Raw genomic sequence first — 23,433 nt, forward strand, 5'->3', positions numbered from 1 at the left:
AAACTATTTCGTTTAATGGCACGCTACACTACAATAGCCAAGATATTTTATCATATCAGGAAAAATATCATGTCGGGTCTATTGTTTGTCGTTTCTGCGGCATCAGGAACAGGCAAAACATCTCTCGTTAAAGCCCTACTCGATCGAGTCAGCAATCTACATGTTTCTGTCTCACATACGACACGCGGTCAACGCCCTGGTGAACTAGATGGTGTTCACTATCATTTTACTGATACTGAAACTTTTTTAGCTCAAGTAGAACAAGGTGGTTTTATTGAGTATGCAGAAGTATTTGGTAATTACTACGGCACATCTCAAGCCAAAGTCAAAGAACAATTACAACAAGGTCATGATGTGTTACTCGAAATTGACTGGCAGGGTGCTGATCAAGTTCGTCGACTTTTTCCTGAATCAAAACAAATTTTTATCTTACCGCCAACTCAATATGATTTAAGACAACGATTATCTAATCGCGGAACAGATTCAGTTGAAGTAATTGAACATCGTTTAAGTTGTGCTGTAGAAGATATGCGTCATTTCGCAAATTTCGATTACATCATCATCAATGATGATTTCAATAAAGCTGTTCATGATTTAGAAGCAATTATTACAGCAAATCGTTTAGTTACCTTACAGCAAAGTGCTCGTCACCAGCAATTAATTGAAAAGTTAATCACCCTTAATCGCGAATAACTTGAGTCTTATTTAAAAGCCTTTTATACTACTTAGTCTTTTCAAATGTAATGTTCAAACGAGACAACTTATGGCACGTGTAACCGTTGAAGATTGTTTAGACCACGTAGATAACCGTTTTGAGTTAGTACTGGTAGCGAGTAAACGTGCACGCCAATTAGCACGTCAAGGTATGGAACCAACTGTAGAATGGGATAATGATAAACCAACAGTCGTTTCATTACGCGAAATTGCGGCAGGTCATGTCACTAAAGAAATTTTAAAACAACGCGATCAAGATTATCAGACTTCAAATCTTGACATGGTGTTGTCTACAAACTCATTAAATTTAGAAGGCTTCTCTTTCTAAATTGGATTTGCTTTGTCTAAAAGCCCATTGTGAATACACTGGGCTTTTTTGTTTGTTGAAAAATCAGCGCTATATTGGTAAAAACAATATGTTTCATTGAAAAAATTTACGAGTTTTTCTAATGAACAAATTGACAAGTTCCACAATATGCTTTTCATTAGAAGCTAATCTTATCTATTCCTGAATTCATGTTATAAAAGGTGTTTTATGCCAGGCGAAGAGGTCAGCCAAGCCAAGCAACAACTCAAGGTCATTATTGAAGCCTATCTCAAAGATAGTGATATTCAGAGTGTACTTGCTGCCTGTGATTTTGCTGATTTAGCACATAGTGGTATTACACGAAAAAGTGGTGAGCCCTACGTTCTTCATCCTATTGCTGTGAGTTGCATTCTGGCGCATATGCGTTTAGATGCCGACACGCTTATGGCAGCTTTATTACACGATGTCATTGAAGATACTGAATTTACTAAAGATGAGATTGGTGAAAAATTTGGATCTGTCGTTGCCGAACTTGTTGATGGTGTCACCAAACTCAGCCATTCAAGTGATAAAGAATATAATAAGGCAGCATCATTCCGCAAAATTCTACAAGCCACCTTACAAGATCCGCGTGTCATTATTATTAAACTCGCTGATCGCTATCATAATATGACGACTTTAGGCGCATTACGTCCAGATAAACGAGCACGTATCGCGCAAGAAACCTTTGATATTTTCGTACCCATGGCACGTCTTGTCGGTATGAATGAAATGGCCGATAACCTAGAACACTTATGTTATCAAAATCTTGACTTAGATATGTTTAATGATGTGCAAACCGCACTCTTAGAAACCAAACCCAAACGTTGTGAATACCAAGCGGTATGGGAACAAAAATTATCAGATTTGCTTAAAAAATATAATCTACAAGGGCGTATTAAGAAGAAAAATAATAACATCGAATTACTACGTCATTTTGTAAAAAATGAAATTGATTTAAATGAATTAAGCCATAGCCATGCTTTTGAAATTATTCTGCAAAGTATTGCTGATTGCGACCGTCTAGTTGAAGCACTCAAAGATAATTTTCAAGTCTTACAATATCACGATCATATTCGCCGCCCTTTACCAGGTGGCAATCAATCATTAATGATTAAGCTAAAAGGTGAAAAAACCACATTATCTTTGACGATCCAAACCGAATTAATGCGTAAAGCTGCTCGTTTTGGTGTAGTACTCGGAGAAAATGCACCTCAAGCATGCCGTTCGGCAATTCAAGCTTCGATGCAGAACCTAAATACGCTCATAGATAGTGATTGTGCAAAAACCACTTTTAGCGATTTACTTGATTATTTACATCAGGAAAAAATTTGGGTCTATACGCCGCATGGTCAATTACACGAGCTTCCTCAAGGCGCCACTGTCGTTGATTTCGCCTACTCAGCTAGCCTATTTTTAGGCAATCATGCTGTTGGCGCAAAAGTGGATAGTGAAATCCGCCCTCTTTCAACTCCATTACATAGCGGACAAGTAGTTGAAATTATCACAGACGTATTAGCAACACCGAATCCAGATTGGCTCAGTTTTATTAATACTCAAAAAGCACGTCGTGCATTACAGAATCTACTAAGAGAACAAGATATTGATGAGCAACGTCTTGTAGGTCAACAAGCACTTAACCGCGCTTTAAAACTATTTCATCGCTCTATAGATGACCTTTCAGCAGAAGACTGGATTAGTGTACTTGAGTGGCGACATTTAGCTAATAAAGATACGCTATTTGAACAAATCGCAGTTGGGGATTTATTACCTCAATTGGTTGCCAATCATTTATTTGCTCAAGATTACCACTCTCAGCATCATGAAACTTCCGATCGCTTGATTTTAGGGACTGAGGGTGTTGATGTAAAATATGCACACTGTTGTAATCCTGTGCTTGGAGATCCAATTCAAGGACATTTATCTCGACGTGGTTTAATCGTACATCGTTCACGCTGCCGTAATTTACTGCATGAACAACACCTCCATCCTGAAAACATTATGCCTTTACACTGGCAATCAGAAGAAATTGATGATGTTCGCTTTAGTGCATTCTTATGTATTCATATGACGATGAGTGACGAACAAATTTCTGACCTGATTTATCAATGCCGAAAGGCCAAAACAGGCGTAGAAATGGTCTATTCACAAGAACAGAAAACCTATGTGAATATAGTCGTGAGTAATCGAAATCAAATTGCCCAAATTATTCGTGATTTACGCATGCATTTTGGCTTCCCAAGAATTGAGCGCTTAAATATGCCAACCGCTCAACCAGAGGTTGAAAAAGTCAGTTAATCGTTTAATACACGATGTTCGCCCAGAATTAAAATTGAAAGATTCCTTATTATTAAAGCTAATGAATCATTTGCAAACAATTGCGACTAAACAGTATTCGACCGTTTCCGAGCCAAACTTTTGTGTTAAAGTCACATTGTTTAAGATAGAAACAATGACATAGGAGAGCTTAATGTCACGTCAAGTTATTCATACTGAACACGCCCCTGCTGCTATCGGAACATATTCTCAAGCAATTCTTGTTGGCAATACGCTCTATCTTTCAGGTCAAATTGGCTTAGACCCATACAGTATGGAACTTGTAGAAGGTATTGAGGCTCAGATTCGTCGTGTATTCGATAATCTAAAAGCAGTATGTGCAGCCGCAGGTGGCAGCTTAGCAGATATCGCTAAATTGAATATCTTCCTTACAGATCTTTCTCACTTCCAATTGGTGAATCAAATTATGGGCGAATATTTTGCTCAGCCATATCCAGCTCGTGCAGCATTAGGTGTAGCAAGCCTACCTAAAAGCGCATTAGTCGAAATGGATGGTATTGTTATTATTCCAACACAGAATTAAATACAATATTTATCAAATAGATAAAATAAAGAAAAAATACTACCGATCAGGTGGTATTTTTTTATTCAAATTCTCAATAAGAATATATTCACTCTAAGAATGAAATTCATTGACAAACGATAATAATTATCAATAATATCAATTATCGCATTAATATTTGTGGATCACTCCCATGTATGTCTGTTTATGCCGTGGAATCACAGATCAAGATATCAAAGACGCTGTTGCAAACGGTGCTGAAAGTTATCGTGAAATTCGTGATTTACTCGACTTAGGCACTTGCTGTGGTCGTTGTGCACCTGAAGCACGTTCAATTATTAGCGATGAATTAGCAGAAATTGCCGCCCGTATTTCTGTTGCTGCCTGATTCCGCCAAATTTATAATATCTACATCTTTAACTTTCGGTTTACGACTCCGCCGCTTCTTGTAGAACTTTAACCATTCCTCCGATAAGCGGTTTTTTTAATAAATCATAGCTACCGATTTAACTTCAAACCCTCTTCGTATTTTGATTGTGATTTTCATTTGCCGTTCTATAATTTACTCGCCATATCACGATTTGTTGATTAAAATCATATAAATTGCCTTAGCAACTAGGGCATCACGTGGTGTTTATGGAGTAAGTGCAATGAAAGGCAATCGAGACGTGATTAATCAACTGAATCAGGTGCTTTATCACCATTTAACTGCAATTAACCAATATTTTTTACACTCTCGTATGTTTAATGACTGGGGAATTGAAAAACTTGGTTCTGCTGAATATAAAGAATCAATTCGTCAAATGAAACACGCTGATAAGGTCATTGAACGGATCTTATTCTTAGAAGGCCTACCTAATTTACAGCATCTAGGTAAGTTATATATTGGGCAACATACCATCGAAGTCCTCAATTGCGACATTCGTAAAGTAAAAGAAAACATTGAAGCGATTAAACAAGCTGTTGAACTTGCTGAAGCACAACAAGACTACGTTACACGTGATTTAGTTCAGGAAATTTTAGAGAAAGAAGAAGAGTATTGGGATTGGCTCGACACGCAACTTGATTTAGTTGAAAATGTTGGCATCGAAAACTATATCCAAAGCCAAATTTAAAGCATGCCATCTACTTTATCCCTTAAAAGATAAAGTAGATGAATTTTACAAGTTTATTTATTATTTAATTCCATAATTTCTGCCAAGCTTATTTTTTGCTTATACAATTGTTGCAAAACAAATAATTGTTGCTCCGCTTCATCAAGCTTATGATTATAAACAAGTAATTGTGCATATTTTTTTAAATTATAAGGTGTAGCCTTATTTTCAACCATTTCGCCAATTACGCTAAGATCTGAATCGGACATCAATGTCTGAGGCTTTAAAGCAATCCAATCTAATCGTTGTTGAAATTGAGTGAGTATCAATATTTTAGAACTACCCAATATCTCTTCTGAAGCTGTTTTTTGCTTAAAAACCAATTGACTATTATCTTGGAACAGTTTGTAATCTCGCCAAATCAACAGTAAGACAATCAGAGAAATGAGCCATACACAACGAATAATATTCCGATGTAAGCTAACACCGTTTAAATTTGGCGTTTGGGCTTGAATCAACCCCAACAAAAAGCCGATTGGCAATAAAAAGTAAGCATAACGCTGCGGAAACTCCAACATTGCATGAATCAAAATTGCACTGACCATTAATATTGCTACAATCGAAATAGTATCTTTTGCATTTTTACTTAACCAAAACAACCAAATCGCAAAGTAAGCAATAATTAAAAAGCCTAATGGCAAACCATTCCAAACCAACAGATCTAACAGGATATTATGTGCGCTATTAAACCAAACTTGTACGGTATTAAAATGGATACTTTCCACAACCGCGACACTTGTTTGATTCCAGCCATAACCAAACCACGGACGCTCACCTATGGCATGTATAATTTGCATCCACATCCCAAGACGCTCATGCCCTGAACCTGCACGTTCTGCTAGTGATGCTGTATGGGTTACCGCCTCTCCAACACTTATCGTCATGAATTGTGCGATAATAGGCAATAAATAGCCCGCAATTAAAAAATACGTAGCAGCCCAACCAAATAACTTAATAAAATTAAGCCTTGGTTTATTCTTATATTGCTTAATCACCCAATAGATACAAATAAAAATACAGACTAGCCAAGAAGTCCGTGATTGCGTTAAGCAAATCGCAAATAAGATAGATAAGCTTGATGGAATAAGTAGCCACAAAGATGCTTTATGCTTTTCATATAAGAACAACGCACCCATTAAACCTACAATCAAAAATGTAGCTAAATTATTAGGTTGACCAAAATTCGCATATGGTCGGCTTCCTTTGAGCTGAATAATCCAACTAAAATTTGACTCTAGATTCAACCATTGAACAATCGCAATCAAACTACTTATAAAAGCAACGCTTAGTACTACATAACTCGCCCCTTGCATAGAGCGTTGACGATTTTCAGATGTAGAGGACAGGTTATATCCACCTATCATCATCAACCAGAACATAAAAACATATGAAAAACTTAGCAATGCCACACTAAAATCTGGAACGAGTCCAAATAGCCATTGAAATATAGGAATCAAAAGCAAAGGCAACATCAAAAGTTGTGGTTTAGGAATTTTAATATTTTGTTTGAGCAGAACACCTAGTAACGCCAACGCAGCTCCGAAGCTTGCCAACTCACTAGAAAATGTCACCCAGGGATAGGTATGAAATGGTGACAGCCAAGCAAAACTAAATAAGGCAGCTGACAAAATTAGGCTCAGGAAAAACATATTTTGCTCAAAGGAAAAGCTATCTAGAGATTATATGATGAGTCTAACATTCATGCTAATTTCACATGTATTCAATTTGAATTTTAATTTAAAATGACACAACAAAAAAAATAGGATATATTTATCAGTATCTTATGTAAAATGAAGATAAATATAGCATTTTTATGAATAAAAGCTACCTGAGTCACATTGATATATTAAGGGCAATAGCCGTTTTACTGGTGATTTTACACCATCTTAAAGTTCCTTACTTTAATGGAGGATTTATTGGTGTAGATATATTTCTAGTCATATCAGGATATCTCATAACAAAAAATATAAAATATGAAAAATTAACAACCCAGCACTTTTCACTTAAATCATTTTACAGCAGACGCATTTCTCGCTTAGCACCATCATTTTTCTTGGTTGTTTTCACCGTAATAATTGTTTTCTCTCTCATTCTAACACCTACGGAATTGAATGAGTTGTTTAAAACTGCACTTTCAGCAATTACACTAAATTCAAATATTTATTACTCGATTTTATTAGGAAATTATTTCAAAATTAATGCTGAAACCACTCCATTACTTCACTTATGGTCTTTAAGTCTAGAAGAACAGTTCTATTTAATCTGGCCACTCACATTAATAGCATTGCTTAAATTTAAAAATAAAACTATATTAATATTATTAACAATTACAATTTTAGTATCAATTTTAATTTCACATATTTACGCAGTTAAAGACCCCATTAAAGCATACTATCTATTAACTTCTCGCCTTTTTGAATTTCTACTTGGTGCTTGCATTAATTTCCACAAACCACATATAGTATTAAAAAAATATTCAACTCCAATAGCATCTATTGCAATCATATTACTTTTTATTACAAATGTCTTTATTAATAATGAATCCATATTCCCATCATACAATGCAGCAGTTATATGTATACTTTCTGCCATATATATTACTTATGGTACAGAAGTAAAATACAAAATCCTACAACCACTTGAATATATAGGAAAAATATCCTACCCGATGTATTTGTGGCATTGGCCAATTATTTCATATTTTACAATTTTATCCTTAAATTTAGATACAAACCAAAAAATTATAATTTTCCTACTAACAATAATGCTTTCCATACTTAGCTATGAATTAATTGAAAAGAAAATTAAAAATATTTTTAAAAATAACAATATAATAATTGTTTTTTTATTCATTTTTCCAGCTATAATAATTATTAGCATATACCAATACAGAAATTACCAATTAAAGGATAGTAAAAGCACTACCACTTCTGAAACATCAATTAAATGCATAGATAATAATAATCACCCAATTGAAAGTTGTTATTTTGGAGAAATAAAAAAACAAATATAGATATCCTCTTAGTTGGTGATAGTCATTCAAATTCTCAGTCAGGAATGATTGATATATTTGCCAAAGATGCAAATATGAAAGGTTATGAAATAACATATTCTTCCACAGCATATCTAATAAATTTAGATAGATATACAATAAACAATAAAACAAAAGAAATCAAAAAAGAGGATAATTTTTATAATATAAACAAATTTATAGAAAAACATATTTATAACAATAATTTTAAATATGTGGTTATGGGCGGATATTTTCCACATAATTGGGAAAGAAGTATTTATTCAAGAAAAAATAATAATTTTATCGACAAATCAAAGTCAAAAGAATTTTTTTATTGGGGGCTAAAAAAAACCATTTTATCTATTATACAATCTGGAGCCAAACCAATTATCATTAATGACAATCCAATTTTGATGGATGTTGACGTAAATTGCCATCTTCGATCATTCAAAAAAAGCTGTAATTTCCCTCGGATCAAGCATGACAGTGATTTTACTGAATGGCAAAGAATGCTAATCGAACTGCAAAAGTCATTCCCATCACTTATTGTAATTGATTTTACAGATATCATTTGCAATAAAGAGGAATGCTTTTCATCACTGCAAAATACTTCTTTATATCGAGATCAACAGCATCTAACCTATGAAGGTTCAAGTATTTTAGGTAAAATTTACCTTCAAAAGCATACCAATCCTTTTTTGCAAGGTCATAACAATTGAAAAAAAAAATTTTATTTATTACACGCAATTTACCTCCTCTTATTGGAGGTATGGAACGCTTAAATTGGCATATAATAGATGAGTTATCTACGGATCATGATGTTCTGCTGATTAGCCATCTTGATGCAAGAAAAATTGTACCAGCAAAAGTCTCATTTTACGGAGTAAAATTAAATCCATTATTTTTTTTCCTTATATTAGCTTTTATCAAAACTTTTTGGATCTGCTTAACACAACGTCCAGACATTTTATTTGCTGGTAGTGGCTTAACAGCCCCAATTACTGTTTTTTGGGCTAAGATTTTCCGTAAGAAAAGTTTAGTCTACATCCATGGATTAGATATAGGGACGGACAACCCAATCTATAATTTAATTTGGGTTCCTTCAATTAGAATGGCTGATAAAATAATTGCGAATAGCACTCCAACATCTAATATTTGTGTGCAAAAAGGAGTCCATCAAGATAAACTAGAAATTATTTTTCCAGGAGTAAGTTTCCCTGCCCCTAACAAAAATCAAAATCTTATAAATATTTTAAAAGCACAGTTTCAACTGGAAGATAAAAAAATTCTAATCTCTGTTGGTCGCCTAACAACACGTAAGGGTATTCTTGAATTTATAGAAAATAGCCTTTCAACAATTATTCAATCTTGTCCAAATACAATATTAGTGATTATTGGTGATACTCCATCTCAATCATTAAATAAAAACCTACAAAGCAAAGAGTCGATCCTTATTGCAGCAAAAAAATATAATATTCAGAATAATATACTTTTCACTGGCAATATCTCTGATGATGAGCTACTTTCTTCTTGGTATTATCTAGCAGATATTCATATTTTTCCTGTTAAAAATATTCCCAATGATCCTGAAGGTTTTGGGATGGTTGCTATTGAAGCAGCAGCACACGGTATACCAACAATCGCTTTTGCTACAGGAGGAATTGTGGATGCTGTTAAACATGCAGAGACAGGATATTTAATTAAAAATCAGAGTTATTCTATGTTTAATAAATTTACAATACAGCTTTTGCAAAATGAACTTGTATTAAACGAAAGGCTATGCAAGAACTATGCTGAACAATTTTCTTGGTATAATTTAAAAAGTAAATTACAGTCTTTAATGGATAATTTATGACAACTAGCAAACCAGCTATATGGTTCCCTGCAATAAGAACACATACTGGTACAGATGTTTTTACAGAACGATTAGTAGAAGGATTAAATAAACAAGGAATAAAAGCAGAAATAACTTGGTTACCATTACGAGCTGAATATCTACCTTGGACTGTACCCATTCCATCTCCCCCAAAATGGGCAACCATAGTACATGTAAATACTTGGTTACATACTCGATTTTTACCTAAACAATTACCTGTAATTGCGACCTTACACCATGCTATTCACGATCCTGAATTACATCCACGCAAGGGCATGTTAAGAGCAGCTTATCACAGGTATTGGATAGCACCGAATGAACGACGCGTAATGCAACTAGCAAATCATGTTACTGCTGTAAGCCAATTTGTGGCAAAAATGGCACAACAGACCTTGTGTAATGTTCCAATACAAGTAATTTATAACAGCATTGATACAGATAAATATAAACCTAGTCACTACCATAAAAAATCTAATGAACAATTTCAATTACTTTATGTCGGAGCATGGCGTAATTTAAAAGGTGTAGACTTATTATTCCCCATAATAAGCAAATTAGGTGATAATTTTAAGCTCCAATATACAGGTGGTGAAGCAGCAAAAAAAGATAGCATATATATGCCACCGAATACACATGATTTAGGAAAGTTGACTCATGAACAAGTAATTAAAGCAATGCAAAATGCTGATGCTCTTTTATTTCCATCAAGAAGTGAAGGATTCGGATTAGTTGTTATTGAAGCAATGGCCTGTGGTTTACCTGTTGTTATTACCAATGGTTCAGCATTAACTGAACTAATAAATCATGGTGTGACAGGTCTTTTATGTGAAAAAGATAATATTCAGGATTTCGTCGAAACGATTCAATATTTAAAACGAAACCCCAAAAAATGTATAGAGATAGGAAAAATGGCGAGAGAAATGGCTATTCAAAGATTTAATACCGATAATATGTTGAAAGAATATATCAATATATATAATCTAATCGTTAGAACCTAATAAACATTCTTTTAGTTAACTTTAGTATAAACAATATATATTGAACCCATTTATTTTTTTCAGTAAGGAGCTGAACACGAAATGCCTCTGTACATGTTCCAATAGCATCATATGAGCTTACGCCCTCAACTCCAAACTCTCCAACCAAACAATCTATATATTTTACGTTCACTCCACTTTGACAACATTTTTTGATAAATAATTGATCTGCAGCGATTGGAAACTTTCTTGAATAATAACCATATTGATGATGTAATTCTTTCCGAATCAATAACCCTAAAGCATGTGCAGAAACCCAATGAAATTGTCCCACCCACCAAGACGGTTTATTACTTGGCTTTGATATATATTGCCCTATCTTGATTTGTGCAGTTACCATATCTACTCTTCCTTCAAGTGCATTCTTATAATCCTTCACAGCATTTGAATAAAATATATCATCTGCACCAGCAACTAGATAATACTCTCCCTCACAAGCCTTAATCCCTTTATTCAGTGCATCGTAGATTCCAAAATCAGCTTCTGAGATTATTTTTATATTTAAGTCAACAATCTTTTTTAAAGTTTCTAAAGTACTATCTGTAGATAATCCATCCACTACAACCCATTCAAAATTTTGATCCGTTTGCATCCTTAGACTTTCAATTAAATGATGAATACAATCTTCTGCATTATAAATGGCTGTAATAATACTAATTTTCCCATCAAAATCTTCTGCTTTGATCATTCACTAAGCACGCCCATATTGATCTTTGAAGCGTATAATATCATCTTCACTAAGATAACTACCTGACTGAATTTCTATTAATTCTAAGGGAATACAACCTGGGTTCTCCAAACTATGCATTGTACCTAAAGGAATAAATGTTGATTCATTTTCAGTCACATAATACTGTTTCTCACCATTTATTACTTTTGCTGTACCTTTAACCACAACCCAATGCTCTGCTCGATGATGATGTAATTGTAACGATAACTTTGCTTTAGGATTCACTGTAATCCGTTTAACTTGATAGCGTTCTCCAACATCAATACAATCATATTTTCCCCAAGGTCTAACTACTTCTTTATGTTGTAATAATTCTATTCTTTGTTGCTGTTTTAATTGTGCAACAATACTTTTTATTTCTTGTGATTTATCCTGATGTGCAATAAGAACAGCATCTTTGGTTTCAACCACAATGAGATTTTCCACCCCTAAGACTGTCACTAAACGAGAAGATGCATAAATATAATTACTTTGACTTTGTTCAGTAAGAACATCTCCAAATATTACATTTTGTTGTTCATCTTTTTGATTAGACTGCCATAATGATGACCATGAACCTAAATCATTCCACCCTACATCAAGCCCAACTACAACACCTTGTGTAGTATGCTCCATAATCGCATAGTCAATTGAGTCTTCTGGGCATTGTTGAAACTCATTTAAACCGATCCGAATAAAGTCTAAATCTTTAGTTTTATATTGCCATGCATTTAAACAATTTTGATAAATATTAATTTGATATTTTTTTAATTCTTGCAGAAAAATTTGTGTTTGAAACATAAACATTCCACTATTCCACAAATAATTTTGACTTGATACATAATGTTCTGCGGTATGAATATCTGGTTTTTCTACAAATTTATCTAGTTTATATATTTTTTTATTTATTATTTGTTCACCTAGTTGAATATAACCATAACCTATATTGGGTTCAGTCGGTTTTACACCAAAGATTACTAATTTCTCTAATTGTGCTTGCGATTCAGCAAGCAGAATACTGTTCTGAAAACTAGTGATATCGGCAATATAATGATCTGCGGATAATATTAGTAATGTAATATTTTGCTCGGGATATAATTCTTGTGCTCTTAAAGCCGCTAGAGTAATTGCTGGTGCAGTATTCTTTGCACAAGGCTCTAAAATAATAGAAGCTTGCTCAATATTAATTTGGCGTAATTGTTCCGCAACAACAAAACGATGATCTTCATTACATACCACAATCGGTGCTAACGTTTTTTGTGACAAATTTTCCAAACGTTTTAATGTTAATTGCAACATGGTGTACTTTTCATCAACCAAATGCAAAAATTGTTTAGGATAAGATTGTCGAGACAGTGGCCACAATCTTGTACCAGAACCACCCGCTAAAATCACAGGTACAATCATAATCCTATCCTTGAACTATATACTTCTTAGCTGTCCTTGATGATTAAGATACCATAAATAGGTTTGTTTTAATCCCTGTTTTAAGGAAATTCGATGTTTCCAACCTAGTTGATGCAAACGTGAAACATCTAATACTTTTCGGGGGGTACCATCTGGTTTTTGGTGATTAAAGATTAATTCCCCATAATATCCAATAACTTCGCAAATCAGCTGTGCAAGTGTCTGTATTGTCACTTCTTCACCTGTACCAATATTTAAATGTGATTGCATTGTTTCGGTCACATTTTGATATTGCGTTAAAGATGTATTCATCACATGTACACAGGCGGCTGCCATATCATCAACATAAAGAAATTCCCTCTTTGCTTGCCCAGTTCCCCAAATTTCAACCTGTTTTTGCTTGGTAATTTTAGCAATGTGAATACGTTGTATTAAGGCTGGAATCACATGACTATTTTGATCGTGAAAGTTATCATTTACACCATATAAATTGGTTGGCATAACACTACGATAGTCACGTTCGTACTGACGATTATAACTTTCACACAATTTAATCCCTGCAATCTTGGCAATGGCATAAGGTTCATTGCTCGCTTCCAAGTATCCTGTTAATAATGCTTCTTCTTTAATGGGTTGTTCTGCAAATTTTGGATAAATACAGGATGAGCCTAAAAATAATAGTTTTTGTACATTTGTCTGATGTGCTGCCTGAATAATATTATTTTGTATCATTAAATTCTGATAAATAAATTCGGCTGGATAATGCTGATTAGCATAAATTCCACCGACTTTGGCAGCAGCTAAATAAATCTGATCAAATTGTTGCTGTTTAAAAAAATCTAATACTGCATTTTGCTGACTTAAATCTAAAGTTTCCCGACATGCTGTAACAAGTTCATTATTTGTATCTTGCTGTAATACACGCACAAGTGCAGAGCCAACCATCCCCTGATGCCCTGCAATAAATATTTTCTGTGCTTTGGCTTGACTCATCTATCCGCTTCCCACGGTAAAAAGACTTCATGTCCAGATTGTTTTAATAAAGCATTACGTTGGGCTAGCTTTAAATCTTCCTGTACCATTTCCTTACACATCTCTTGCACAGTAATTTCAGGAATCCAGCCTAATTTTTCTTTAGCTTTTTGTGGTTCACCTAATAATGTTTCTACTTCAGTAGGTCTAAAATAACGAGCATCCACTCGTACAATAATATCCCCAACTTTTAACCCTGTGGCAATATTACCTATTATTTGTTCAACCACTGCTATTTCATCTACCCCTTCACCTTCAAATCGTAAATAAATACCTAATTCTTGTGCAGACCATTGAATGAATTGGCGAACTGAAAACTGTTGTCCAGTGGCAATCACAAAATCTTCCGGCTGTTCTTGTTGCAACATTAACCATTGCATACGAACATAATCTTTAGCATGCCCCCAATCTCGCAAAGCATTTAAATTACCAAGATATAAGCATTTTTCTAAACCTAAAGCGATATATGCTAACCCTCGAGTAATTTTGCGAGTCACAAAAGTTTCACCACGACGAGGAGATTCATGGTTAAACAGAATGCCATTACAAGCATATATTCCATAGGCTTCACGATAATTAATTGTAATCCAATAGGCATATAATTTTGCAACTGCATAAGGTGACCGAGGATAAAATGGTGTTGTTTCTGTTTGTGGTGTTTCTTGTACTAGACCATATAATTCAGAAGTAGATGCTTGATAAAATTTAGTTTTTTTCTCTAGGCCTAAAAACCGAATCGCCTCAAGTAAACGTAATGTTCCTAAGGCATCCACATCTGCGGTGTATTCAGGAGATTCAAAACTTACTGCTACATGCGATTGTGCAGCTAAGTTATAGACTTCATCAGGTTGTACTTGCTGCAAAATACGGGTTAGATTTGATGAATCAGTTAAATCACCATAATGTAGAATTAGACGTTTTCCATCTATATGTGGGTCTTGGTACAAATGGTCAATCCGCTGTGTATTAAACAATGATGAACGACGTTTAATCCCATGAACTTCATAACCTTTTTCTAACAGAAATTCGGCTAGATATGAACCATCTTGTCCTGTAATACCTGTAATCAGTGCTTTTTTCATTTCATTTCCTTACTTATCCAGTTCATAAAGCATACATTTAACTGTCTCTGGCATTGTTTTTTGAGCTTTCCATTTTAATTTCTGCTCTGCTTTAGATGGATCTGCCCGGCTAACAAGTAACTCGTTAGGTCTAAAAAACTCTTCTGATTGTCGGGTATATTTTTCCCAATCTAAATTTAGATTTTCAAAGACATTAACCACAAAATCTTTCAAAGAATAACTAACGCCAGTCGCAATAATGAAGTCATCTGGTTCTTGAGCCTGCAAAATTTCCCACATAGCTTCCACATATTCTGGAGCAAAGCCCCAATCCCTATAAATATCAAGCCTGCCTAAGATAAGAGTTTCTTTTGAACCAGCAGCAATACGCTGAGCTGTTGATATGATTTTTTTAGTAACAAACGTATCAGGTCTCAATCTTGACTCATGATTAAATAAAAAACCTGTACATACAAAAATTGAATATGCATCTCGATATGTCTGTACTAGCCAATGGCTAGATGATTTTCCAATAGCGTATGGGCTTTTAGGTGCAAAAATAGTTTTTTCGCAAATTGGTATTCCTAAACTATCACCAAAACATTCACTTGAACCCGCATTATAAATCTTTGTATTCAGTTGATGATTTCGACAAGTTTCAAGAATATTGAGTAAGCCCAAAGTACAACTTTTAATTGTTTCTGCTGGTAATGTGAATGAAATAGCAACAGAGGATTGGCTTGCTAAATAATAAATCTCATTAGGATTAATGGAGATAATAAGCTGTTCAATTTCAAAATATGATTCTAGGTTAACATTAAATATATGAGCTAGATGATTAATATTAAGTTTATGAAAATTATCAAGATAGTCTTTCCTAGAAGTACCATAAACGGAATATCCCTGATTGAGTAAAAATTTTGCAAGATAAGCACCATCTTGACCTGATATTCCAAAAATTAATGCCGTCTTATTCAAAGTAAACTCTCATAAACTTCTCTAGTTTGTATAGCACAATTCTTCCAAGTAAATTTTTTTACATGCTCAATACCATCAGCTACAAGTGACTCCCTCAAACTTGTGTCAAAAATAATTTTAGATAAAGCCTCACTCATATCTTCTACTGAATTAGGATTAAAATATAAACCAGCATCCCCAACGACTTCTGGAATAGAACTAGTATTACTAACCACTACGGGACATCCTCTAATCATTGCCTCTAATGGAGGTAAACCGAACCCCTCGTATAAAGATGGGTATACAAAAGCTAAAGCATTCTTATATAGACTATCTAATATAAGGTCATCATTTCCTATATGAATAATATATGACTCACTAATACCTAAGCTGTTAAATAGACTTAATTCCTCTTTTGAAAATGCCCCACCACCAAAAACATATAATTTTATTCTATTTTTTAAGTAATTATTAATTGAATATGCTTTAATAAAATTTTTAAAATTCTTATATCCATTACGCGAACCCACATACAAAATATAATCATCTTTTTTTTCAATTGGAATACCAACATCTAAACTCACCCCCAAATATATAACAGAAATTTTTTCCTCAGGGATATTTAATATATTAATTAAATCAGATTTAGTTTTTTCAGAGATACAAATTACATGATCACAACGATTAATAGAAATTTCTTTATTCTTTCTAGTTTCATCATTAGTATTAAAATTATCTGGAAATATTTCATGAATCATATCATATACTGTAATAATTTTTTTAGACTTTGAATTATTAACATATGGCTTATAATAAGTCATATGACAAATATCATATGAAAATATCTTATCATCCAAATTATCTATAAAATAATTAAAATATCTATATAACTGATTTGTGTATTTTGGATATTCACCCCAATAATATCCTTTTGTAAATTTTGACTCCCTAATATATTCATTTTTATATAATGGAGCGACTATTTTAAGATCATCATTTCTATTTAAAGAATTAATTTCATTTGATAGTTCAAAAAAATATCTTGAGATACCTCCAAACCTTTGATTGCAAAAAATTGCAGAATCAAATTTTATTTTCATTTCTTTTCTCCAATCTCAAGATAATCATTCCATATTTTAGAAGAAACTCTTTTTTGAGTGAAAATAAAAAATAAATTATAAAATCTCATTAATATTTTGAATAATATAGGAGAAATTCTATTTTCTGAAAGTAAATGTATCTCAGCGTTGTATGAGTATAAGTTTTTATTATATTTTTTTGCTAAATATTTTAAGGTTTTTTTTCTATAAAAACCAATATGTTGCCCATGATTTTGACCATAATACCACCAATCTTCAATTTTTGGAGTTGGTTCTGGAATTAATAAAGTGGAAAAGAAAATATTTGAGGAAATACTAAACATTTCATCCAGCGTATTTATCGGTCTTTCCAAATGTTCAAACACTTCAAAAGCCGTCAATAACTTTACACTCTTCCCATCATAACCAAAACCTTTAGCTAATAGATTAGCACAATATTTATCTTGCCAAAGTACATTAAATCCTACATCTCTCATTAAACGAGTAAAAATACCATAACCACCAGCAAAGTCTAAAATAATTTCATTTTTTATCTTTAGAAGAGCACATAAATTTGTTGCTCTTTTTGAGCACAAATGATTTCTTTGCATAATACCAGTATCAACATCATTAATGGCTGAATCATATGCTTCTTCTAGCCAATATGGATTTTCTGTTTGCACAAACCCGCAAATAGCACATTCATAGTATTTGACTACGTGATGAAGTAGCTTTCCTTGAAAGATATATTTACTTTCTGTATTATAGCAAATTCTGCAAACTTCATACATTAAAGTACCCACCATCAATTAAACTTAGTTAAACTTCAAATACTTATATATTAGTATTTATAATAGCATTAAATCCTTAATTATAATTTCTCACCTCACCCCAATCTTACAATCCTGTCACACTTCGCCACTGCACTTTCCCGATGAGCAATTATAATCATAGTTTTTTGCCCACTCAATTTTTGGATAGCTTCATTTACCGCTTGCTCTGTTTCTGTATCTAAAGCACTAGTTGCTTCATCCATAAATAAAATCTGTGGATTTTTATACAATGCGCGAGCAATTCCAACACGTTGTTTTTGCCCACCAGACAACATCACTCCACATTCGCCAACTATTGTACCGTAACCTTGCGGTAATTGTTCCATTATGAAATTATGGATTTGCGCCTGTTTAGCCACAAATTCAACTTGAGCTAAATCAATCTGCTCGATTGGCACACCAAAGGCAATATTTTCTGCAATGGACTTATCTGCCAGATAAATACTTTGTGGAACATAGCCAACAATATTATACCATGCTGCCATGTTTTGCTGCACTAACTCAGTATCATCAATAAAAATCTGACCACTTTGAGGTTTAAGCAAACCCAACATCAAATCCATTAGCGTACTTTTTCCACTACCACTTTTGCCAACAATGCCCACACTCGTATTTTTAACAATCGTAAAACTAAAGTCTCTAATCACGGACTTATCCTGCCTGCTTGGATAAGCAAACTCAAGATGCTCTAACCGGATTTCCTGATGAAAATCTAAAGTCTCGCCATTTTGTGCTAATTTTTTCTGACCCTGCTCTAGGGCAAATTCTCTTTGCACATTATCAAAAACATGTTCTGAAAATTTAATCTGGGTCACTGAGCGATAGATATTTTGCGCTGCTGGTAACATACGATAAGCAGCAAAACCATACAAGCCTAATACTGGCAGAATATGCGATACATCCTTACCAGAATACGCTAGAATAATTGCCAAAATAATCAAACAACTATAACCTACTGTTTCAATAATATGTAACGGAATCTGTCCTAATGTATCTTTCGTTGCATAATGTCTTGCATAAGTTCTAGAATATTTTTCAAAATTATCAAGATAGCCTTGCTGAGCATGATTGATAATGACATCCTTAATCCCACCCAATGCTTCCTGACAGGATTGATAACGTTCAGTATTCGCCTCTGCAAAACCCAATCCAATACGATTAAGCCGTCTTTTCACTATCCAGTAAATACCAAAATAAAATCCAATTAAAACCAATGCCGTTGAAATTGCCATAATAGGATCATAAATCAACAAAATCCCCACCATTGCACAAAGTACAACACCATAGGATAAGATGAGCAAAGCTGGTTGAATCATATTCCAGACCAACTGATCTGTTTCTGCTAATACATTTTTGATAAGCGCTGAACTATTACGCTGTATAAAAAATTCATAATCCTGTTTTAAATAGATACTTAGTAATCGAGTTGAAAAATAATGACGCTGCAAATTACCAAAACGATATAGAGCATACTGCGTAACAATTTTAAACCCTGCTGAAAATATCACAACAAATAGAGATAATACTCCCATATACATAATAAATTGCTGGGTACTTTGGCTATTTGATAATACATATACTTTATGAAAAATAGGATTTGTTTCAATAATTAAAGGGTTTGATAAAACTGCTAAAAAAGGCATAATCGATACTACCCCAGCAGCTTCAATACACGCCATCACTAAAACCAAAACTAGAACTAAAACTAATTTACGTTTATCTAGTGGTGTAAGAATCCGCCAAAGCTGTACTAAAGTATTTAACACATCAATGCCTATTGATTTTCATTGTATAAATTAAAGTTGGAATAACACCTAGAAATACTCTTAACACAAAATCAGGGATAAACAAGAACATATAATACAAAAATTTATGATTTTCTCTTTCATCTTGCAATAAAATCTTAAGTGCCTGAATCGTTTGATTTTGGTAAGAAAAATCAACAATATCAAATAAATTTTCCAGCTGTTTCTTCTCAAATGGTTCACAATCATAAAAATCAATATTTCTCATCTTTTTAAGATATTTTGAACGATATTTTTTCGGTAACCAGCTTAAAAAAATTAACTGATAATGAGGTTCAACTAGCATCCATCTATTTGGGACTGCCAAATAAGCAACACCATCTTTCTTTAATACACGCTTTATCTCACAAAGATGATGAAGCTGCGCATCCGATTCCCCTACATGCTCTATTACATGATTGGTAATCACGACATCAAAACTTTCATCCTCAAATGGCAAGGTTGTACCATTAACCAACTGAAACTGATAACCTTCTTTAGATACCCGACTATCAACTACATCAACAGTCTGAACATTAAATTGTATGTTCTGTGCAGCGAAATATGCTGCTATTCCACCACTACCTGTACCAATTTCAAGAATAAAATCCTGTTGCCGAAACCCTCTTTCGGATGCAATAATTTTTTGAATTTTAATGGCTTTACTATTTCGATTATCCAGAACAACATGGGGCTTTCTTAAGTGTTCCATGTCTTAATTTCCATCTTTATACATCAAATTGGTAATCTGCTCCGAAATTAGCCCCATTAAAAAAATCATTACACTACCTGTATAAAGTAACGCACTCATATTAGTAAACCGCCCGAATTCATACAAGGTATAGCCATACCATCCTGTTGCCATCACAAATAAAATCATGGCAATTGGCAGAAACATTTTTAATGGCGAGAAAAGTGTTGCTATTTTAAAGATAATCAAGAAAAACCTTACACCATCTTTAATGGGCTTAATATGACTTTTTCCAATTCGTTTAGCCGCATGAATAGGGACATAACCAACAGAATATCCTGCACGAAAAAAAGCCATCGTACTGGTGGTGGGATAAGAAAAACCATTTGGTAATAAATATAAGAACTCTCTAAATTTATCTGCTCGCACAATTCTAAAACCAGAAGTAAGATCTTCTACTGGATGCTCTGTCATATAAGTTGCTAAATTATTATAGAGCTTATTTGCAATACCACGACCAATACTTGCTTGTGAACCTTTTTGTCTTGCCCCAACAACCAAATCATAACCTTGCCCAATTTTCTCTATCAAACGCGGGATATCTTGTGGATCATGTTGCCCATCGGCATCCATAAATATAATAATGTCCCCAATAGCCTCCCTAGCTCCTGTCTTAATTGCGGCACCATTTCCTTTAGAGTATGGATGCGATACAACTCTTGCTCCAGCCTGCTCAGCAACAACTTTGGTTGAATCAGTCGAACCATCATTTACTACAATAATTTCAATTTCATCAATAGCCTGCAGCTGCTTAATCTTCTCAATTGTTTGTCCAATTGCAGCTGCTTCATTTTTAGCAGGCAGCACCACACTAATTGCCATCAATTACTATCCTCAGAATTTTTTAAGTCTATTTGTATTGCTTGCCTTAACTGCACAATTTGTTCGTTAGAATATGCTCTTGGTTTTGCTAGCATTAGATCTGGCTGTTTAACATACTCAGCCTCTGCAACACCTAACAACTGCAAAGCCTGCTGACGATATCCATGGTTACCTAGATCTGACACCATAGCAAGAGCTTTATCAATATCTGGATTTAGTAAAATAGCTTTATGGTAAGAATCATAACCATTTGAAACATCTCCCATATCAACAAATAACAAACCTTTTAACACAAGAATCATAGCATCTAAGTTCGGTATATCTCGATATGCTGAATTTGGTAACATGAAAGCATCTAACACTTTCAGCATCACTCTAGCATCGACCACTTTCTGTTGATCACTAACAATACTCACAACAATATCTCGTACACGTATCATCACTTGAGGATCAGAACGCTGTTGAGGTATTTTTTTCTGTAAACTAACAAAGTCCTGTTCTGTTACGGTTTTATCATTCACCTGTTGTAATAATAGTTGAAATGCGATTAAGCCACTTTCAGGATGTTTTTGCGATGCTTCAACTAATAGCTGATTTGCTCTTTCATTTTCTCCATGGCTAGCCCAATAATTTGCCATAAAGACCAATCCACGTTCTGAATTAGGATTATTCTGTGCCCAGTACATTTGTAATTTATCAGTATCTGCCCACAACATAGTACGCTGCCATGTCATAAATGACAAAACACTTAGTATCAAGACACTAATCAGAATAACAATACTCGGTTTTACTTTCTCAGATAAACTACTCAAACCAGCAGCTAGGGGTAAAAACATAAATATAGCAGCTACATAATTTCTATGCTCAAAATATAACTCTAAACCTATTACCGTAGATTCTATTAAATGAGCTGCAAAAAAGAACAAAATTGCCAGTGCAATTAGAGGATATCTATTACGAACAGCAAAACCAACAATCAATAAACATAATAAGAAAAAAGCGGAATATAATGTAGAAGCAGGACTTAACCAACCTTTAGAAACAAGAAAACCATCTTGCAACAGTCCCGTACCCTCAATACGAGGAATCCACAACCACCTTAAATAATCGGTTAAAATTCGCCCCTCACTCCACAAACGTTCAATCTGATTAAATGTACGATTTGACCAAGGGTTTCCTGAAAAATCAATATAATGAATAAGTAAGGCAGCAATTAGTAAAGATGGCAGCCAAAGGCAAATAACCCTCCATAGCAAAATTGGTTTTCCATCTCGCTTGGGGTTACAAAATTCAATAACCAAAATTAATAAAGGTAATAATGCACCATTTTCTTTACTGAAGGTTGCCAATATTGTACCTAAACCAATCGATATGGTCATAATGAAATAAGCTTTCAAAGGTTTATGCACAATTAGTGCACGACCTTTTAAATAGCCAATCATTGCAATCAAACTAAATAATAGTGGTAATTGTGCCATTCGTTGAATGACATAAAGAGTAGTTGAAACAAATAGGGGATGTAATAGCCAAAAACTTGTTGCTAATAAAGCAATCCATGTGATTTTTTGTTCTGCATAACCATAACTACGTAACAACAAGCGTGTTACAAAAAACAATAGTAGACCACAGAGTAAATGAATAAATAAATTGACTTGCTTAAAGGGTTGAGCATTTCCCAACCACCCCATTTCTTCTGTCCAACTATTTATATGTAATAAGAAACTAGCTAAAGCAATAGGTCGACCCGTTGGTCCAGAACCACCTTCTGTAACAAATTTTTCAGCTGCACTCCAATCATGAGGATCGCCATAGCGGCTTATTTCAGCTAAATTATAATAATCATCAAAAAGAAAACCGCCTTTTAAGCCTGGATAATATATAAGAAAAGTAAATAACAAACTAAATATTAAAGCCCCTATTGGTAATATTTTTTTTGATTCAAACATCTTAACCATACATCCAATATATTTAAATTTTTTGTTAAATTATAATAAAAATAGCCCTTTGTAGGGCTATTTT

General features: G+C 33.8%; 21 protein-coding genes and 2 pseudogenes. 10 read left to right on the plus strand and 13 right to left on the minus strand.

Translation table 11 applies throughout. The features are described from left to right. Window positions 1-69 precede the first annotated feature (69 nt). The 6 genes from gmk (at window position 70) to bfr (ending at window position 5,014) form a co-directional block, all read left to right on the plus strand. Entirely contained in the window at window positions 70-693 is a 624-nt protein-coding gene (gene gmk, locus O1449_RS14135) for a guanylate kinase (RefSeq protein WP_004660188.1), read from the plus strand. A 70-nt stretch (window positions 694-763) separates the two neighbouring features. Next, on the plus strand, window positions 764-1,042 hold the full coding sequence (gene rpoZ / locus O1449_RS14140; RefSeq protein ID WP_004660187.1) for a DNA-directed RNA polymerase subunit omega: 279 nt from the start codon (window positions 764-766) through the stop codon (window positions 1,040-1,042). A gap of 207 nt (window positions 1,043-1,249) precedes the next feature. Beyond that, a complete protein-coding gene (locus tag O1449_RS14145) occupies window positions 1,250-3,358 on the plus strand; it encodes a RelA/SpoT family protein (RefSeq protein ID WP_269229457.1) in 2,109 nt (702 codons plus the stop codon). Window positions 3,359-3,530: 172 nt separating this feature from the next. Further along, window positions 3,531-3,920 (plus strand): RidA family protein, encoded by a 390-nt coding sequence (locus tag O1449_RS14150; RefSeq protein ID WP_269238624.1) that lies wholly within the window; start codon window positions 3,531-3,533, stop codon window positions 3,918-3,920. 172 nt (window positions 3,921-4,092) lie between these two features. Then, window positions 4,093-4,287, plus strand: coding sequence for a bacterioferritin-associated ferredoxin (locus O1449_RS14155; RefSeq protein WP_004660183.1), 195 nt, complete (start codon window positions 4,093-4,095; stop codon window positions 4,285-4,287). Window positions 4,288-4,549: 262 nt separating this feature from the next. Further along, a complete protein-coding gene (bfr, locus tag O1449_RS14160; protein ID WP_005156520.1) occupies window positions 4,550-5,014 on the plus strand; it encodes a heteropolymeric bacterioferritin subunit Bfr in 465 nt (154 codons plus the stop codon). 53 nt (window positions 5,015-5,067) lie between these two features. On the opposite strand, the gene O1449_RS14165 is transcribed toward bfr, so the two are convergent. Continuing rightward, window positions 5,068-6,702: a PglL family O-oligosaccharyltransferase gene (locus tag O1449_RS14165; RefSeq protein ID WP_269238625.1), complete on the minus strand. Its 1,635-nt coding sequence runs from the start codon at window positions 6,700-6,702 to the stop codon at window positions 5,068-5,070. Between the two features lie 164 nt (window positions 6,703-6,866). Here O1449_RS14165 and O1449_RS14170 point away from each other — a divergent pair, with 164 nt between their 5' ends. From O1449_RS14170 to O1449_RS14185, 4 genes are read left to right on the plus strand one after another with little or no spacing between them, the layout of a single operon-like run. Continuing rightward, on the plus strand, window positions 6,867-8,066 hold the full coding sequence (locus O1449_RS14170; RefSeq protein WP_269238626.1) for an acyltransferase family protein: 1,200 nt from the start codon (window positions 6,867-6,869) through the stop codon (window positions 8,064-8,066). A gap of 44 nt (window positions 8,067-8,110) precedes the next feature. Then, window positions 8,111-8,785 (plus strand): SGNH hydrolase domain-containing protein, encoded by a 675-nt coding sequence (locus tag O1449_RS14175; RefSeq protein ID WP_269238627.1) that lies wholly within the window; start codon window positions 8,111-8,113, stop codon window positions 8,783-8,785. Further along, window positions 8,782-9,921: a glycosyltransferase family 4 protein gene (locus O1449_RS14180; protein ID WP_269229452.1), complete on the plus strand. Its 1,140-nt coding sequence runs from the start codon at window positions 8,782-8,784 to the stop codon at window positions 9,919-9,921. Before O1449_RS14175 ends, O1449_RS14180 begins: the two co-directional genes overlap by 4 nt. Further along, entirely contained in the window at window positions 9,918-10,940 is a 1,023-nt protein-coding gene (locus O1449_RS14185) for a glycosyltransferase family 4 protein (RefSeq protein WP_269238628.1), read from the plus strand. Before O1449_RS14180 ends, O1449_RS14185 begins: the two co-directional genes overlap by 4 nt. On the opposite strand, the gene O1449_RS14190 is transcribed toward O1449_RS14185, so the two are convergent. The 12 genes and pseudogenes from O1449_RS14190 to O1449_RS14240 all read right to left on the minus strand — a co-directional run bounded on the left by O1449_RS14190 (window position 10,930) and on the right by O1449_RS14240 (window position 23,360). Continuing rightward, complete coding sequence (locus O1449_RS14190; protein ID WP_269238629.1) at window positions 10,930-11,667, minus strand: glycosyltransferase; 738 nt, start codon at window positions 11,665-11,667, stop codon at window positions 10,930-10,932. The two genes, O1449_RS14185 and O1449_RS14190, sit on opposite strands and share 11 nt — an antisense overlap. Before the next feature lie 3 nt (window positions 11,668-11,670). Then, window positions 11,671-13,095 (minus strand): mannose-1-phosphate guanylyltransferase/mannose-6-phosphate isomerase, encoded by a 1,425-nt coding sequence (locus O1449_RS14195; protein ID WP_269238630.1) that lies wholly within the window; start codon window positions 13,093-13,095, stop codon window positions 11,671-11,673. Between the two features lie 15 nt (window positions 13,096-13,110). Further along, the gene (gene fcl / locus O1449_RS14200) at window positions 13,111-14,088 is read right to left on the minus strand and encodes a GDP-L-fucose synthase (protein WP_269238631.1); all 978 of its coding nucleotides are present in this window, start codon (window positions 14,086-14,088) and stop codon (window positions 13,111-13,113) included. Further along, window positions 14,085-15,209, minus strand: coding sequence for a GDP-mannose 4,6-dehydratase (gene gmd / locus O1449_RS14205; RefSeq protein ID WP_269238632.1), 1,125 nt, complete (start codon window positions 15,207-15,209; stop codon window positions 14,085-14,087). The genes fcl and gmd overlap by 4 nt, the downstream gene beginning before the upstream one ends. A gap of 9 nt (window positions 15,210-15,218) precedes the next feature. Next, the gene (locus tag O1449_RS14210; RefSeq protein WP_269238633.1) at window positions 15,219-16,166 is read right to left on the minus strand and encodes a GDP-mannose 4,6-dehydratase; all 948 of its coding nucleotides are present in this window, start codon (window positions 16,164-16,166) and stop codon (window positions 15,219-15,221) included. Next, window positions 16,163-17,245 carry a glycosyltransferase family 4 protein gene (locus tag O1449_RS14215; RefSeq protein WP_269238634.1) on the minus strand — a complete coding sequence of 361 codons (1,083 nt, stop codon included), beginning with the start codon at window positions 17,243-17,245 and terminating at the stop codon, window positions 16,163-16,165. The genes O1449_RS14210 and O1449_RS14215 overlap by 4 nt, the downstream gene beginning before the upstream one ends. Further along, the gene (locus O1449_RS14220) at window positions 17,242-17,907 is read right to left on the minus strand and encodes a class I SAM-dependent methyltransferase (protein ID WP_269238635.1); all 666 of its coding nucleotides are present in this window, start codon (window positions 17,905-17,907) and stop codon (window positions 17,242-17,244) included. Before O1449_RS14220 ends, O1449_RS14215 begins: the two co-directional genes overlap by 4 nt. A gap of 319 nt (window positions 17,908-18,226) precedes the next feature. Next, window positions 18,227-18,905 (minus strand): annotated as a pseudogene (locus O1449_RS16395) (ATP-binding cassette domain-containing protein); the annotation flags it as partial. A 132-nt stretch (window positions 18,906-19,037) separates the two neighbouring features. Further along, window positions 19,038-19,736, minus strand: a pseudogene (locus O1449_RS16400) (ABC transporter transmembrane domain-containing protein); the annotation flags it as partial. 88 nt (window positions 19,737-19,824) lie between these two features. After that, a complete protein-coding gene (locus O1449_RS14230) occupies window positions 19,825-20,553 on the minus strand; it encodes a class I SAM-dependent methyltransferase (RefSeq protein ID WP_269238637.1) in 729 nt (242 codons plus the stop codon). Window positions 20,554-20,556: 3 nt separating this feature from the next. After that, window positions 20,557-21,414: a glycosyltransferase family 2 protein gene (locus O1449_RS14235; protein ID WP_269238638.1), complete on the minus strand. Its 858-nt coding sequence runs from the start codon at window positions 21,412-21,414 to the stop codon at window positions 20,557-20,559. Further along, a complete protein-coding gene (locus O1449_RS14240) occupies window positions 21,414-23,360 on the minus strand; it encodes a hypothetical protein (protein ID WP_269238639.1) in 1,947 nt (648 codons plus the stop codon). Before O1449_RS14240 ends, O1449_RS14235 begins: the two co-directional genes overlap by 1 nt. Window positions 23,361-23,433 lie beyond the last annotated feature (73 nt).

The organism is Acinetobacter sp. TR3 (assembly GCF_027105055.1).
In the GTDB taxonomy this organism is placed as follows: Bacteria; Pseudomonadota; Gammaproteobacteria; order Pseudomonadales; family Moraxellaceae; genus Acinetobacter.

What these genes read in the sequence shown, in the direction of transcription:
- gmk (WP_004660188.1), top strand. Translation starts at nt 70, where the DNA reads ATGTCGGGTCTATTGTTTGTCGTTTCTGCGGCATCAGGAACAGGCAAA.
- rpoZ (WP_004660187.1), top strand. Translation starts at nt 764, where the DNA reads ATGGCACGTGTAACCGTTGAAGATTGTTTAGACCACGTAGATAACCGT.
- O1449_RS14145 (WP_269229457.1), top strand. Translation starts at nt 1,250, where the DNA reads ATGCCAGGCGAAGAGGTCAGCCAAGCCAAGCAACAACTCAAGGTCATT.
- O1449_RS14150 (WP_269238624.1), top strand. Translation starts at nt 3,531, where the DNA reads ATGTCACGTCAAGTTATTCATACTGAACACGCCCCTGCTGCTATCGGA.
- O1449_RS14155 (WP_004660183.1), top strand. Translation starts at nt 4,093, where the DNA reads ATGTATGTCTGTTTATGCCGTGGAATCACAGATCAAGATATCAAAGAC.
- bfr (WP_005156520.1), top strand. Translation starts at nt 4,550, where the DNA reads ATGAAAGGCAATCGAGACGTGATTAATCAACTGAATCAGGTGCTTTAT.
- O1449_RS14165 (WP_269238625.1), bottom strand. Translation starts at nt 6,702, where the DNA reads ATGTTTTTCCTGAGCCTAATTTTGTCAGCTGCCTTATTTAGTTTTGCT.
- O1449_RS14170 (WP_269238626.1), top strand. Translation starts at nt 6,867, where the DNA reads ATGAATAAAAGCTACCTGAGTCACATTGATATATTAAGGGCAATAGCC.
- O1449_RS14175 (WP_269238627.1), top strand. Translation starts at nt 8,111, where the DNA reads ATGATTGATATATTTGCCAAAGATGCAAATATGAAAGGTTATGAAATA.
- O1449_RS14185 (WP_269238628.1), top strand. Translation starts at nt 9,918, where the DNA reads ATGACAACTAGCAAACCAGCTATATGGTTCCCTGCAATAAGAACACAT.
- O1449_RS14190 (WP_269238629.1), bottom strand. Translation starts at nt 11,667, where the DNA reads ATGATCAAAGCAGAAGATTTTGATGGGAAAATTAGTATTATTACAGCC.
- O1449_RS14195 (WP_269238630.1), bottom strand. Translation starts at nt 13,095, where the DNA reads ATGATTGTACCTGTGATTTTAGCGGGTGGTTCTGGTACAAGATTGTGG.
- fcl (WP_269238631.1), bottom strand. Translation starts at nt 14,088, where the DNA reads ATGAGTCAAGCCAAAGCACAGAAAATATTTATTGCAGGGCATCAGGGG.
- gmd (WP_269238632.1), bottom strand. Translation starts at nt 15,209, where the DNA reads ATGAAAAAAGCACTGATTACAGGTATTACAGGACAAGATGGTTCATAT.
- O1449_RS14215 (WP_269238634.1), bottom strand. Translation starts at nt 17,245, where the DNA reads ATGAAAATAAAATTTGATTCTGCAATTTTTTGCAATCAAAGGTTTGGA.
- O1449_RS14230 (WP_269238637.1), bottom strand. Translation starts at nt 20,553, where the DNA reads ATGGAACACTTAAGAAAGCCCCATGTTGTTCTGGATAATCGAAATAGT.
- O1449_RS14235 (WP_269238638.1), bottom strand. Translation starts at nt 21,414, where the DNA reads ATGGCAATTAGTGTGGTGCTGCCTGCTAAAAATGAAGCAGCTGCAATT.
- O1449_RS14240 (WP_269238639.1), bottom strand. Translation starts at nt 23,360, where the DNA reads ATGTTTGAATCAAAAAAAATATTACCAATAGGGGCTTTAATATTTAGT.